Origin of the sequence: Niveibacterium sp. (genome assembly GCF_041909475.1) — a bacterium.
GTDB lineage: Bacteria > Pseudomonadota > Gammaproteobacteria > Burkholderiales > Rhodocyclaceae > Niveibacterium.
The window spans coordinates 46,741-61,051 of the sequence record NZ_JAYRDJ010000009.1; the positions used below are offsets into that span (position 1 = coordinate 46,741).

At 64.9% G+C, this 14,311-nt stretch carries 14 protein-coding genes; all 14 read right to left on the minus strand.

The window, feature by feature from the left end:
• Positions 1-30: 30 nt before the first annotated feature.
• The gene (locus tag ACE3P0_RS08395; RefSeq protein ID WP_374401772.1) at positions 31-930 is read right to left on the minus strand and encodes an FHA domain-containing protein; all 900 of its coding nucleotides are present in this window, start codon (positions 928-930) and stop codon (positions 31-33) included.
• A gap of 36 nt (positions 931-966) precedes the next feature.
• Positions 967-1,938 (minus strand): tRNA 2-thiocytidine(32) synthetase TtcA, encoded by a 972-nt coding sequence (gene ttcA / locus ACE3P0_RS08400; RefSeq protein ID WP_374401774.1) that lies wholly within the window; start codon positions 1,936-1,938, stop codon positions 967-969.
• A 286-nt stretch (positions 1,939-2,224) separates the two neighbouring features.
• Positions 2,225-2,968: a pteridine reductase gene (locus ACE3P0_RS08405; RefSeq protein ID WP_374401776.1), complete on the minus strand. Its 744-nt coding sequence runs from the start codon at positions 2,966-2,968 to the stop codon at positions 2,225-2,227.
• A 12-nt stretch (positions 2,969-2,980) separates the two neighbouring features.
• Positions 2,981-3,988 carry a tRNA dihydrouridine(20/20a) synthase DusA gene (dusA, locus tag ACE3P0_RS08410; RefSeq protein ID WP_374401778.1) on the minus strand — a complete coding sequence of 336 codons (1,008 nt, stop codon included), beginning with the start codon at positions 3,986-3,988 and terminating at the stop codon, positions 2,981-2,983.
• A gap of 45 nt (positions 3,989-4,033) precedes the next feature.
• Positions 4,034-4,816, minus strand: coding sequence for a DUF2145 domain-containing protein (locus ACE3P0_RS08415; protein WP_374401780.1), 783 nt, complete (start codon positions 4,814-4,816; stop codon positions 4,034-4,036).
• The gene (locus ACE3P0_RS08420; RefSeq protein WP_374401782.1) at positions 4,813-5,256 is read right to left on the minus strand and encodes a hypothetical protein; all 444 of its coding nucleotides are present in this window, start codon (positions 5,254-5,256) and stop codon (positions 4,813-4,815) included. Before ACE3P0_RS08420 ends, ACE3P0_RS08415 begins: the two co-directional genes overlap by 4 nt.
• Before the next feature lie 227 nt (positions 5,257-5,483).
• Complete coding sequence (locus ACE3P0_RS08425; RefSeq protein ID WP_374401784.1) at positions 5,484-5,783, minus strand: hypothetical protein; 300 nt, start codon at positions 5,781-5,783, stop codon at positions 5,484-5,486.
• A gap of 140 nt (positions 5,784-5,923) precedes the next feature.
• A complete protein-coding gene (locus ACE3P0_RS08430) occupies positions 5,924-7,189 on the minus strand; it encodes a hypothetical protein (protein ID WP_374401786.1) in 1,266 nt (421 codons plus the stop codon).
• Positions 7,190-7,309: 120 nt separating this feature from the next.
• Positions 7,310-8,902 carry a response regulator gene (locus ACE3P0_RS08435; protein WP_374401788.1) on the minus strand — a complete coding sequence of 531 codons (1,593 nt, stop codon included), beginning with the start codon at positions 8,900-8,902 and terminating at the stop codon, positions 7,310-7,312.
• 167 nt (positions 8,903-9,069) lie between these two features.
• A complete protein-coding gene (locus ACE3P0_RS08440) occupies positions 9,070-9,903 on the minus strand; it encodes an ABC transporter ATP-binding protein (protein WP_374401790.1) in 834 nt (277 codons plus the stop codon).
• A 63-nt stretch (positions 9,904-9,966) separates the two neighbouring features.
• A complete protein-coding gene (locus tag ACE3P0_RS08445) occupies positions 9,967-11,286 on the minus strand; it encodes an ABC transporter substrate-binding protein (RefSeq protein WP_374401792.1) in 1,320 nt (439 codons plus the stop codon).
• Between the two features lie 58 nt (positions 11,287-11,344).
• On the minus strand, positions 11,345-12,421 hold the full coding sequence (locus ACE3P0_RS08450) for a branched-chain amino acid ABC transporter permease (RefSeq protein ID WP_374401794.1): 1,077 nt from the start codon (positions 12,419-12,421) through the stop codon (positions 11,345-11,347).
• Between the two features lie 128 nt (positions 12,422-12,549).
• The gene (locus ACE3P0_RS08455) at positions 12,550-13,464 is read right to left on the minus strand and encodes a branched-chain amino acid ABC transporter permease (RefSeq protein ID WP_374401796.1); all 915 of its coding nucleotides are present in this window, start codon (positions 13,462-13,464) and stop codon (positions 12,550-12,552) included.
• A 12-nt stretch (positions 13,465-13,476) separates the two neighbouring features.
• A complete protein-coding gene (locus tag ACE3P0_RS08460; protein WP_374401918.1) occupies positions 13,477-14,310 on the minus strand; it encodes an ABC transporter ATP-binding protein in 834 nt (277 codons plus the stop codon).
• Position 14,311 lies beyond the last annotated feature (1 nt).

Genomic DNA, 14,311 nt, shown 5'->3' on the forward strand with positions numbered 1-14,311 from the left:
GCGGCCCTTTTCATTTCAGCGACGGACGCCTCAGCCTTCGCGCACTTCAAAGGCCACCAGTTCGCCCTGGCTATCCTCTTCGCAGGAAAAACCGCAGCCAACCTTGCCGGTTGCCGGCAGCGCACATTCCTCGCGCTTGAGCATGATCTCGGCTTCGTCGTCGGGCGCCACGAAAGTGCCGTTCGAGCTCTGGTCGATCAGGAAGAAGCGGCCATTGCGCCATTCGATGCGGGCATGGTGGCGCGACGCGCGGCGGTCGAGTACGACGATGTCGTTGCCCTCTTCGCGGCCCATCAACAGGATCGGGCGCGCCTCGGTGACGATGTGCGCAACGCCGCGGTGGCGCAGCACCAGCCGCGTGCGCGAGAGGCCTGGCTCGCTGTGCGGGCCGGTCGCCGTCATCGCGGATTCGGGGCCGTCCTGCATGAAGAGTTCGAATAGCGGCACCTCGACGCCCTCATGGCGGAAGCCGCGATCGAGTACGGCTGACGCGAGCGGGCGCACGCCTTCGGTGAGGTGCAGCGCAAGTTCGCCGGTCAGCAACACCTGGCCCGGCTGAGCGGCATCGGCCAGACGGCCGGCCAGTTCAACCGCCGACCCCGCCGGCTCGTCACCCGCACGCAACTCGCCGCAATGCAGGCCGATCTTGAGGCCGAGGTTGATACCGGAGACCGGCGGCAGGCGACGCACTTTCTCCTGCATGTCGGCCGCGGCCTGCACCGCATCGTCAGCCTTCTTGAAGACCGCGATCAGGCGGTGCGCACGATCGAGCAGCGCCTTGCCATGGTGGGCGTCCACCGAGCGCATGATGCGGTTGCGGCCCCGGTCGAGCGCGCGCTGCGCCTCCGCCTGCCCGAGCTTGTCGGCAAGCTTCTGATTGCCAAGGATTTCGGCAAACAGCACGCAATTGAAATCGGTCCGGTTCGACATCTGGTCACGTCCCGCGGAAAACGGATGCATTCGGAATCAACATTTACGGCTCACGAGCATAGAGCCTGAAGCCTCTTGTGCGCCACCCACGGCGTCACGGTCGACGCGCACGATGCTGGCAATACCCACGGCAGCTTCCGGTTGCGGCAGATCGGGGGCGTCAAAGGCAACGTCACCCTCTGCAAGCGGCTGACCCTTCTGCAAACCTTTGAAATCAAAGAGACGCTGATCCTGAAGGTGTGAAGGCACCACATTTGCAAGCGCCGTCGTGAGCGACTGGATCCGCCCCGGATGGCGTTGTTCCCACTCTTGCAGCATAGCCTTGACGTGCTTGCGCTGCAGGTTCTCCTGCGAGCCACACAGGTTGCAAGGAATGATCGGGAAATCCATCGCGCGCGCGAAGCGCGCAACGTCGCGCTCGCTGCAGTAGGCAAGCGGGCGGATCACGACGTGCTGGCCGTCGTCGCTGGTGAGCTTGGGGGGCATCGACTTGATACGGCCCCCGAAGAACATGTTCAGGAACAGCGTTTCGAGCATGTCGTCGCGGTGGTGGCCGAGCGCGATCTTGGTTGCACCCAGCTCGCGCGCAACGCGGTAGATGATGCCGCGGCGCAGTCGGGAACACAGCGAGCAGGTGGTCTTGCCCTCGGGAATCTTGTCCTTGACGATCGAGTAGGTGTCTTCGGTGACGATGCGGTACTCGACGCCCAGCTTCTCGAAGTAGGCTGGCAGCACCTCGGCCGGGAAGCCAGGCTGCTTCTGGTCAAGGTTCATCGCGATGATGCGGAAGTCGATCGGCGCGCGCTCGCGCAGCGACAGCAGCAGCGACAGCAGCGAGTAGGAATCCTTGCCGCCGGAGCAGCAGACCATCACCACATCGCCGTCTTCGATCATGTTGAAGTCGCCGATGGCGCGGCCAACCTGACGCTCGAGATGCTTCTTCAGGCGCAGGAAAGTATTCGAAACGGTAGTTTCACCTTGCTCGGGCAAGGCGGAGATGGTGTCCACGGGCGTCTTGGCGGGGGGTCAGGATAACGCGTGATTATAGCCGGCACCCGAGGGCTTTCGGAGCGCCCTTCGCGCCGCACGCACGGCGTCGATACACCTCTCGGCAAAGTCGCCGCAAATCACTGATCGAAAAGGATTTAATTGGACCCAACGCAGCACGCATGAGTGGCGCTGCGAGTACTCTCGCGCGCGTTCATCCGCATGGCATGGGAAATCGTCCCGTTTGTCCCTCAAAACCGCCTTCGACGCCCCGCATTCGCCCGAGCAATCGGACGAAGAACAGCATTCAGAGTCGCGCAGAGCGGCCGCCATCCACAGCAAGAATCTGGCCGGTGACGTAGGGAGCGTCGAGCATCAGGAAACGTACCGCGCCGGCAATATCCTGCGGCGAGCCGACGCGCTGCAGCAGCGTGTGCCGGACAATCGCCTCGCGTTCATCAGGCGGGAACTGGCCGTCTTCCGGCCACTCGATCGCGCCGGGCGAGACGCCGTTGACCCGCACCCGCGGCGCAAGCTCGATCGCCAGCGCACGTGTGAGTCCTAACAGACCCGCCTTCGCCGCAGAATAGGCGGGGTAGCCCGCAAGCGGGCGCTCGGCATGGATATCGACAATGTTGACGATCGCACCGCTGGCTTCGCGCAAAGCGGGCGCCGCGGCCTGCGACAGGAACAAGGGCGCACGCAGGTTGGACCCCGAAAGGTCGTCCCACTGGGCAGCGGTCAGCGTGCCGACTGGTGTGGGGAAAAAGCTTGAGGCGTTGTTGACCAAGCCATCGAGCCGCCCGAAGGGGGCCGTCACGCCGGCGACAAGACCGGGCAGCGCATCGAGATTCAGCAAATCGGCCTGCAGCACCGCCGTCGTACCCGGCCGCGCTGCTTCGAGCGAGGCCGCCAGCGCATCGGCCTCGGTGCGCGAACCCCGGCAATGGATCGCCACGCTGCAACCCGCGGCATGCAGCGTGCGGGCAATGCAGGCGCCAACACGGCGCGCAGCGCCGGTGATGAGGATCACTTTCTCGGGATGGGTCATCGCATCGTCTCGTCAGTCAGTGGCCGTATCCGCCGATCCGGCGCTGACACAAGCCCAGGCTTCCCACAGCAACTGCGGATCGTCGGCGCGCAACCGCTGCGGATCGGACAGCAGCCGGCGGAAGCCCCGCGCACCGGGCAATCCATTCGCAAGACCCAGCACATGCCGCACGATCGCGCGGACGGCGGTGCCCTGCGCCTTCTCGCGCTCGCAGTAGCTGACCAGCGCGGCGATGACATGTTCCCGCGAGGGCGCCCATCCCGGCGTAAACAGCGCGCGCTCCCACTCAGTCAGCGCCCACGGGTTCTGGTAGGCCTCGCGACCGATCATCACGCCGTCGACATGCTTGAGCTGGACTTCGATCTGCTCGGTGCTGGCGAGCCCGCCGTTTACCAGGATCTCGAACTGCGGGAACTCCTGCTTCAGTCGATGCGCGAACTCGTAACGCAGCGGCGGGATCTCGCGATTTTCCTTCGGCGACAGACCCTTCAGCCAGGCGTTGCGGGCGTGCACGATGAAGGTCGTGACGCCGGCCTCGGCCACGGTGCCGACGAAGTCGCGCACGAAGGCGTAGTCCTCGATGCGGTCGATGCCGATGCGGTGCTTCACCGTAACCGGGATCGCCACCGCGTCGCGCATCGCGCGGCAACCGTCGCGAACCAGCGCGGGTTCTGCCATCAGGCAGGCACCGAAGGCCCCGTTCTGCACCCGCTCCGAGGGGCAACCACAGTTGAGGTTGATCTCGTCATAGCCCCACTGCTCGCCCAGCTTTGCAGCATGCGCCAGCGCCGCCGGGTCGGAGCCGCCCAGCTGCAGTGCGACCGGGTGCTCCTCGCCATGAAAGCGAAGATGGCGCTCGACATCGCCGTACTGCAAGGCGCCGGTGGTCACCATCTCGGTGTACAGCCAGGCGTGCGGCGCCAGCAGGCGGTGGAAGTAGCGGCAGTGCCGGTCGGTCCAGTCGAGCATCGGCGCGACGGAGAGACGGCGAGGGGGCAGCGGTTTTGAAGCGTGAGTCATCCGACCGATTCTAGCGGATCGCCGCGGCCGCCCTGCCCGCTTACGCTACAGCCTTACCAGCGTGCGCCGCGCTACCGGTGTGTAGCGTGCGAGCCAGGCATACACCGATTCCACCGTTACCGTATCGATCTGCCCCGCCATGCGGCGGTCGAAGGGCTGGTCGTCGAACGCCACGTTGGCGCGGAAGATGCGGGCGCCGAGGCGGGTGGCGGCGTCGATCTTCAACGTCGTTGGCTGATAGCCGGCCTGCCGCAACCAGCGCTGCGCCTCGGGCCGCCCGGTGAAGGGGCCGCCTTCGGCGTCGGCCAGCACTTCGATCGCCCACTGGTTGGAGTTCTGATAGCGCACGTCGAACGGGTAGGCGAGCATGTTGTAGCGTGCGTCATGCATGGTCATGAATGCGCCGCTGCGGAAGGCGGCCGCGAGGCGCTGCTGCATCGCCGGCGGAGGAATCAGGATCAACCCCTCCCAGCGGAACAGGTCGTCCGCGTAGAAGTTCGCCAGGCCTTCGGCGTAAAGCGCCGAGCTCGCACCGCCACACTCGTTGAGCTCGTGCAGCACCGTCCAGCGGCCGTCGGGCGAATCGCGCCAGACGTAACCCAGGTGTGTGTAGCGCAAGCCCCACTTGGACAGATCCTGCCCGACGCGTGCCAGCATCACCACCTCGGCGCCGCTCTGGTCGAGCGCCTCGCGAGTCTTGAGTGCCAGGCCAAAGGCCTTGCGCAGGCTGTCGGGATCGAGCGGCGGCTCGGTGCAGGGCTGGCCGGCGTGCGCCAGCGAGCCTACAAGCAGTGCTGCAAGCAACAGAAACGCGCGCAGCGGGCTCATTTCGCGGCCTCGGTCAGGCGCGTGTGATGCAGCAAGGTGTTGCCGACCTCATTGGGCACGAAGGCAATCGCCTTGCCCGCCGAGGTCAGCACATAGCCGGCGGCTTCGGTGAGCACCTGTACCGTGGTGCCGACCGCCACCGACATCCCGCCCGCCGCCTGCCCGGCCAGCTTGACCGACACCTCGAGGCCACTGCCGACCTGCCTGAGCACCAGCACGGTCGCTTCGCTGCCGTGCTCAACCGCAGTCACCGACAACTCACCGCCAGCCGACAACGCTTCGGCGGTGCCACCCGCAACGGCAGCAATCGCCGATGAGACAGCCGCGGAGGACTGCGCAGATGCTTGTGAAGCCTCGCGTGCCGCAAACGCCGGCGCAGCCGCGACAATCGCCGCCACGAGGAATCCGCTTTGCGGCCAGTTGCGATATCGGGTCATCACGATGTGACTCCAGAACACGGCACATGCCGTGCGCAGAGTCTAGGCAGCAAGCACCTGTGACCCGTGAGCGACAGGATGTAAGCGGGCGTGAGGGGCATGGGGGCAGGACGTGCCAGTGTCCCAAGCACGGCGCGCGCTGCAGCAAGCCATGCCGCGTTGCCGAGCGTCGCGGCGCGGCCGACACGTTTGGCAACGCTTGCTGACACGGCGGATACGGACGCCGCGGGTCAGAGTGCAAAGAGGGGTTTGAGCCGCGCCATCGCGGCGCTCTCGGCTGGCATGAACACGACCGTGTTCGGATCGTGGTCAAGTTCGCGCAACGCCGCGTCCACATCGCCAACGATTCGTGGCGGTCGGCCCTTGCCACTGAACACCAGACGGGCCCACAAAGCGCGCATCTGAACCGGAGAGCGGCCGAGCAGGCGCGCATAGAAGGCCTCGCGCGCCCACGGCGGCACGTCGAGTTCAAGAGCCCGTAGCGAAGCCTTGCTGCCCTCAAGACGCTCGCCGAGGTACAGACGCGTCACCTCCTCTCGGCTCAAACCAGAGAAGGCGTTCGCGTGCCCGGCCACGACAACCACCTCACCCGACTCAACCGCAAACGCCGCCCCCGGCAAACAGAGCATGAACAAACAGAGGAGGGCGTGGCGTGCTGATCGCGACATAGTCAGAAGATCAGATTGGCGGCGACGCTGAGGACATCGCTGTAACGCCGGCCGGCCGGTAGCGCCTGCGTAAAGCTGCCACGGGCGCCGTCGCGCGGCGTGACGCGGTCGAATTGCGCCTTGAGCGCGAAATTCAGCGCGAGATCCCAGCGCAGGCCGAGCGTCGCGGTGTCCTGCGAGTAGTTTTGCGCAGCGAGCAACTGCGCGGTTACGCGCGCCGCCACCGGGTCGGTGATGCGGGCGTCGGGATCAAGGTCGTTGCTGCGGCGCCAGGCGTAGCCAAGGTAGGGTTGCCAAGCACCGAAGCGGCGCCCCACGGTGAGGTAGGCACCGACGTCGTCGCCAAGCATGCGGCTACCGCCGGTGCGCGTGCCCGCGACTTCGCCCAACAGCAGCCACTGGTCATCCTCATAGCGCACGCCAAAGGTGTGATAGCCCGTGTGTTCAAGCTTCTCGTAGGCATAGTCGGCCGCCACATCCGGCGCGCGCTGCTGCAGCATGCTCAACACCGAGCCCAGCAGCGGCGAATCGATTTTCGTCGTGCCATCCAGCCACATCAACCGCACGGTCCAGTGCGCATCGTAGGCACTCAGCGCGACGCCATAGGCGGTGTTCGACAGCGAAGTGTTGCGGTTGCGGTCATCGCTCATGCCGACGAAGAGTTCGGTAACGCAGGTCCAAGCGCCCACTGGCATCAGGTTGCGCAGGTAGGCGCCATCGTGGTTCTCGTTGTTCGCAACCAGGCTGTACACCTCGGCGGGCGGCCTAACCCAGGGCTGTGCGTAGCGCACATGCCGCGTATCCGAGAACATGAAGAAGGGCAACATGATGCGGCCGAGCTTGATCTCTGTTCGATCGCTCGCCTGCCAGCCGAGGTAAGCCCAATTCACGATCAGCGGCGCGCCCTCCACCGGGGCTTCGCGTGCGAGCAACTGGGCGGTGAAGTGCAGCGTGTCGCTGTGCTCGTAGCGCAACTGCACGCCGGCGAGGCTGTCGATACGAGGCGACGGGGCAGTGCCGATTTCGGCGTCGGCGGTGGGCACATAGCGGTAGCGCGCATCATCAAAACTAGATCGCGCCACGCCGAGGTTGGCAAAGCCGTTGAGCGACCATGCGGGCTCGCCGCCGGCAAGGCTCGCCGGCGCCGCCAGCGTCAGGCTGCACAGCGTTAAGCACGCTGCACTCAAACGCATCAGGGCCGGCAGGGGCCGCTGGTGCGCGACCCTGGCGAAGTCCGACCGACCCGTTGCATGAAGCAGCCGACGCATGAAATGAAGCCTTGCGGGAGATGCCGGCTTCAACGGCCCGCGAGGCGACAACTTGAGGCGACGGCGCGCTGGAAACGCGTTACCGGCCCGACAGGCGCAGCGCTGGCAGGTGCGCCCCCGTTACACCGCACCCGGCAGTTCAATCGTGATCGTGGTTGCCTGCTCTGCATCGCTGGTACTCATGCGGATTTGCCCATGCTGGGCCTCGATCAGCAGGCGCGCCGAGTAGGTGCCCAAACCAGTGCCGTCGCGTTTGCCGGCGGTGACGAACTTCTCGAAGAAACGCTGACGGATATCGGCGGGCACCACACCATCGTTGCGAATCGAAATCCGCAGCGGTGGGCCGGCTTCGATTTCAACCACCACCTGCCCGCCCGCTGGTGCGGCTTCGCAGGCGTTCTTCAGCAAGTTCTGCAACGCGGAGTACAGCAGCGCCGGGTCGCCCGACGCCCGCAGCTGCGCCGCCGACACCCCTTCTGGCAGCTTCAAGCCGAGCGACAAGGCTTTCGCGGAGAAGGTATTCGACAGCACGTCGATCAGGCGCTGCAGGAGCTTGGCCGGATAGATCTCGCGCGCCTGCAAAGTAAAGCGCCCGGTCTCGATCTTGTACACCTCGGCGGACAGGTTGATCAGGTCCATCGCGGCAAGCGCGGAGGCTTCGATCAAACCCAGTTGCGCACGGACGCCGTCAGGCAAGCTCGAGTCGTCCAGCAAGCCCTGCGCGAGCAGCGCGACGCCGGAAAGCGGCCCCTTGATGTCGTGACGGGTGATGTAGTCGACGTCTTCGCGCAGCCGCGCGGCCTGCAGCATCGTGTCGTAGTCCTGCTGCAACCCGCGGTGCAGCTCGATGTAGCGGAGGAAGTTCTTCACCCGCAGCTGCAGGGTGAGCGGGTCGATCGGTTTGGTGACGAAGTCGATCGCACCGAGCCCCAGGGCGCGCAGGCGTGTCGCATCGTCGCCGAGCGCGGTGACGAAGATGATCGGGATATGTTCGGAAGAGGGATGACTGCGGATCGCTTCAGCCACCTCGAAACCGTCCATGCCCGGCATCATGATGTCGAGCAACACGATGTCGGGCGGCGTGTCGGACTGGCAGATATGCAGCGCGCGTTCGCCACTGTTGGCGATTTTTACCTGGAAGGTGTCGCGGAAGAGGCCGGCCAGCAGCGCCAGATTGTCTTCCGCGTCGTCGACCACCAGCAGCGTGGCGCGTTTTTCGGCGGCGGCCAAAGCGTCCGCGCGCGCTTCCGTGGTGTCTTCGCCCGCGTATCCGTTCGATTCATGCTCGGCCGCACCCGGCGAGCCACCGACCGCGCGCCGCACGCGTGCGGCCAGACGCGCGGCGGTATACGGCTTGACGATCAGATCCGTTACGCCGGCAGCAATCGCCTGCATGATGCGCCGACGCTCACCCTCGGCCGTGACGATGATGAACGGCAGATTGCGCGTATCGGCCGCTGCACGTACCCGCAGCAGCAGCTCGTAACCGTCCATCACCGGCATGTGCCAGTCACTCAGCACGAGCGACGGCGATTCGCGCTGGATGATCTGCCACGCGTCCTCGCCATTGGATGCCTCAAGGATCGTTTGCACCCCAAGCTGGCGCAACTGATTGACCATGACCTTGCGCATCGCGTTGAAGTCATCGACGACGAGGACCGAACCCAGATCGTCACTCGTCACCGAGGCTTCCCCCAAGCCGCCACCGGTCATCGAAATCGCCTCCCTGCCACCCGAGCCGCCGGACGCAGTCGCCCGAATTCAGCCCGATGATAGGGGGCACCTGTCGATCACGCCAGCGCGCAGGCTTGATCTGGCGGCACCGCCTGGGGTACGCGCGTAGCGTGCGACGATTACCTGCGGGCGGGCCCCACCGACACCTACAGCCAGCGCTTCCTGCGGCGGTAGTGTTTGACGTCGCGGAAGCTCTTGCGGCCGGTGCTCGATAGGCCGAGGTAGAACTCCTTCACATCCTCGTTGTTGCGTAGCGTCTCGGCGTCGCCTTCCATCACAACGCGGCCGGATTCGAGGATGTAGCCGAAGTGCGCGTAGCGCAGCGCGACCATCGTGTTCTGCTCAGCGAGCAGGAAGCTCACGCCTTCCTTCTGGTTGAGGTCGCGCACGATCTCGAAGATCTCTTCGACGATCTGGGGTGCGAGGCCCATCGAGGGTTCGTCGAGCAGGATCATCTCGGGCTCGGCCATCAGCGCACGGCCGATCGCGCACATCTGCTGCTCGCCGCCCGACGTGTAGCCGGCCTGTGAGCCGCGCCGCTGCTTGAGCCGCGGGAAATAGGTGTAGACCTTTTCGAGTTTGTCGGCGAGTTGCTTGCGCGAACCATTGCGCGTGAAGGCGCCGGTCAGCAGGTTTTCCTCGATCGTCAGGTGGCCGAAGCAGTGGCGACCTTCCATCACCTGGATCACGCCGCGGCGCACCAGCTCGGCCGGCGTCAGGCGATCGACGCGGGTGCCGGCGAATTCGATGCTGCCCTTGGTGACATCCCCCCGCTCTGCGCCGAGCAGGTTGGAAATGGCTTTGAGCGTGGTGCTCTTGCCGGCGCCGTTGGCGCCCAGCAGCGCGACGATGCCACCCTTGGGCACTTCGAGCGATACGCCCTTGAGCACGAGGATCACATGGTCGTAGATGACCTCGATGTTGTTCACCGACAGGTAGCGTTCGGCGGCTGGTGCGGCGGCGGGCTTGGCGTTGGACATGCGGCTTTCCCGTGAGCGGACGGTGATGGCGGGCGGCGCTGCCGCCGCCCGCCGGCATTGCACTTACATCGCCTTCTTGCAGTCGCGCGGCGTGATGCCCTTGTCCTTGGCGAACTGCGCGGCGCTGGCCTTGAACAGCGGGTGCACCAGCTGGCGGTTGCCGTCGATCCAGTCCGTCTTCACGACCCACTTCGTGCCGTCCCACTGCTGCAGCTTGATCTTGCCGGAGCCCTCATGGTCGTCACACGAAGTCTTGATCGGCGGCAGCAGGCCGGTGGCGCCCAGCGCCTTGAGCTTCGCGTCGTTCAGATCGAGGTTCTCCATCGCCCAGGCGATCTGCTCGCCGCTCATGGTCTTGCCCTTGCCGTACTTCTCCTGCGCCTTCCGGATCGCCTCAACGGCGAGGATGCCGTAGGACACGCCGCGGTTGTACAGCACCGAACCGAGCTTGGCCTTGTCGCTGAGGTTGCCCTTGCCAGCGCCGTACACCACCTTCTCGATATCGGCGACCAGCGGCACATCCTTGCCCGCGACGTTCCAGGTAGCGCTCATGTAGCCCTTGGCGGCTTCGCCGGCGGGTACGGTGTCCTCTTCCGAGCCGGCCCACCACGATCCGATGATCTTGTCGCGCGGAAAGCCGACCTTCTGCGCGGCCTTCAAGGCTGTCTGGTTCATCACGCCCCAGCCCCAGAAGATCACGTAATCCGGCCGTTCCTGCCGCACCTTCAGCCACTGCGCACCCTGCTCGTTGCCGGGGTGTGCGACCGGGATCTGCACCAGCTCGAACTTATTCACCCGCGCCTCGGCTTCCAGCGCCACGATCGGCTCCTTGCCGTAGGCAGAGTCGTGATACATGTAGGCGATCTTCTTGCCGGCCAGGCTGCCCTTGTTCTGGTCCTTCAGGTACTTGACGATCGCCGTGGCCTGCATCTGGTAGGTGCCGACCATCGTGAAGGCGTAGGGGAACACCGAGCCGTCGACCGCATCGGTGCGGCCATAACCGACCATCGCGAGCGGAATCTTGTCGGCCGCGGATTTGTCGACCAGCGCGTAGGAGATGCCAGTGGAGAGCGGGAACACCGGCGCCGAGTTCGCGCCCGCCTTACCCTTGAGGCGCTCGTAGCACTCGACGCCCTTGGCGTTGTTGTACTCGGTTTCGCACTCCTCCCAGGTCATCATGACCCCGTTCACACCGCCCTTCATGTTCACGTACTGCAGGTAGTCGATCATGCCGCCGAACAGCGATTGCCCGTTCGCGCCATAGGGCCCGACGCGGTACGACAGGATCGGGAAAAACTGCTCCTTGGCCTGCGCGTGGGCGGTGCCGATACTGCCGACAGTCAGGGTCGCGACGGCTGCGACGGCGAGTGCGATGCGTTTCATGCGATGTCTCCTCCGGGTGTTTCTCGTTGTGTTGCCCAGTCCCGCATTGATCCCCCGATCAATGCGGAAACGGCCAAAGCCTTAGCTTCTCTTTTGTGATCTGCCATAGCCTCGCCAGGCCATGCGGCTCGACGATCAGGAAGAACATGATCAGCGCGCCGAACAGCATGAACTGGATGTGCGACACGGTGGCGTTGGAAAACGGCAGCCCCAGCGCATGCGCCGTCGGCAGCAAGGTGTTGTCGAGGAAGATCGGCAGCAGCAGGATGAAGGCCGCCCCCAGGAAAGAACCGAGCACGGTACCGACACCGCCGATGATCACCATGAACAGGATGCGGAACGAAAGATCGAGATTGAAGCCGTCCGGCTCCACCGAGCCGAGGTAGCAGAACGCGTACAGCGCACCGGCCACGCCGCAGTAGAACGAGCTGACCGCGAAAGCCGTGAGCTTCGTCTGCATCAGCGGGATGCCGATGACCTGCGCGGCGACATCCATGTCGCGGACCGCCATCCATGCGCGCCCGGTGCCGCTGCGCGCGAGGTTCTTCGCCGCCAGCGCCATCACGACAACGATGCCCAGCACCAGCAGATACTTGGAGACCGGCGTATCGAAGCCGAAACCGAGTATCTGGATCTTCTGCGCCGAGATCACGCCCGACGACGAGTTGTTCGACAGCCACGGGAACTTCGTCAGCACCCAGACGATGAAGAACTGCGCGGCGAGTGTCGCCACCGCGAGGTAGAAGCCCTTGATGCGCAGGCTCGGCAGGCCGAACAGCACGCCCACCGCTGCCGCGGTAAGCCCCGCCAGCACGAAGGAGACGAGGATCGGAATGCCTTCCACGCGCAACTGGAAGTTGTAGGCCGCGTAAGCCCCGACCGCCATGAAGGCAGCCGTCCCCAGCGAGAGCTGGCCGCAGTAGCCGGTGAGGATGTTGAGCCCGATCGCCGCCAGCGCGAAGATCAGGAAAGGAATCAGGATCGCCGAGAACCAGTATTCGCTCGCGAACAGCGGCACGCCGAGAAAGGCGAAGGCCAGCAGCAGGCCGATCGCGATGCGATCTTGCCGGATCGGGAAGATCTGCATGTCCTCGGCGAACGAGGCTTTGAACTGACCGGCTTCACGGTAAAGCATGCATGGCTCCTGCGCAGGTCAAAAGCGGGCCGCGGATCACGCGGATCAACGCGGATGCACGCGGATAATTTCTTTGAAGATCCGCGTGCATCCGCGAAATCCGCGGCGAGGCTTTTCGACGCCGCCACTCAAACGCGATCAATGTGTTTCTCACCAAACAAGCCTTCTGGCCGCACCAGCAGGAACAGCAGCGCCAGCACATACGGGAACCAGCCCTCGATACCGCCGAAGTTGCCGCCAAATCCGGCCTGCATCAGCGGCGGCAGGTAGATCTCGGCGAGCTTCTCCGACGCGCCGATGATCAGCCCGCCGACGATCGCACCGGCAACCGAATCGAACCCGCCCAGCACCAGCACCGGCAGCGCCTTCAGCGCAGTGAAGGTGAGCGCGAACTGCACGCCATTGCGCGAGCCCCACAGCAGACCCGCCACCAGTGCCACAAAGCCCGCCACCGCCCACACAATGGCCCAGATGCGTTCGAGCGGAATCCCGATCGACAGCGCGGCCTGGTGGTCGTCCGCCACCGCGCGCAGCGCGCGGCCGATGCGGGTTTTCTGGAAGAAGATCGCCAGCACCACGACCAGCGCCGCCGCGATGCCGGACGCCACCAGATCGAATCGGCTGACGACGATATCGAAGCGCTCCAGCAACCAAGGGATTGGCTCATCCTGAATGCCCAGGTCGATCGCCTGCACCGCGTCGCCCCACAGCATTGGTGCGAGCCCTTCGATGAAGAAGGTCAGCCCGATCGTGGCCATGAAAAGCGAGATCGGCGGCTGACCCACCAACTTGCGCAGCACGAAGCGCTCGGTCGCCAGCCCCAGCACCACCATCGCACCGAAGGCCAGCACGATCGCGAGTGGCAGCGGCACGCCCTTGCCGGCGAAACCGACCACAGACAAGGCCGCGAAGAAGACCATCGCACCCTGCGCGAAATTGAATACGCCGGAAGCTTTGTAGATCAGCACGAAGCCCAGCGCGACGAGCGAGTACATGACGCCCGACAGCAAACCACCGATCAGCGCTTCAAAGAAGAATTGCATGCGTTGCCCCTGTCAGTGCCCGGCGCCAAGGTAGGCCTTGATCACGTCCGGATTCGCTTTCACCTCGTCCGGTACGCCGTCGCCGATTTTCTTGCCGTAGTCGAGCACGACGACGCGATCGGAGATGTCCATCACCACGCCCATGTCGTGCTCGATCAGCACGATCGTCGTGCCCATCTGGTCGTTCACATCGAGGATGAAGCGGCACATGTCCTCCTTCTCCTCGACGTTCATGCCGGCCATCGGTTCGTCGAGCAGCAGCAGGCTGGGCTCGGCCGCCAGCGCGCGGCCCAGTTCAACACGCTTCTGCAGCCCGTAAGGCAGGCGCCCTACCGGCGTCTTGCGGATGTGCTGGATCTCGAGGAAGTCAATTACCTCCTCCACCTTCTGCCGGTGGGCGAGTTCCTCGCGCCGGCCAGGACCAAAACCGAGCAGGTGCGTGAGCAGCCCACGGCGCATCTTCGTCACGCGGCCGGTCATCAGGTTGTCCAGCACGCTCATGCCCTTGAACAACGCAATGTTCTGGAAGGTGCGTGCGATGCCCTGGCGTGCCGCCTTGTGCGGCTCCATCGCGCGGCGTTCCGCGCCATGAAAGACGATGCGCCCTTGCTGCGGGTGATACACGCCGTTGATGACGTTGAGCATCGAGCTCTTGCCCGCACCGTTGGGGCCGATGATGGCGCGGATCTCGCCTTCGCGAACATCGAAGCTGATATCGGTAAGCGCCTTCACACCGCCGAAGGCGAGCGAGATGTGTTCGAGGCTCAGGATCACATCGCCGATCTTGCGCCCTGCGGTATCCGCCACGGCATCTCCCACCGACTGCTGGAATTCGTTGAGCTTCATC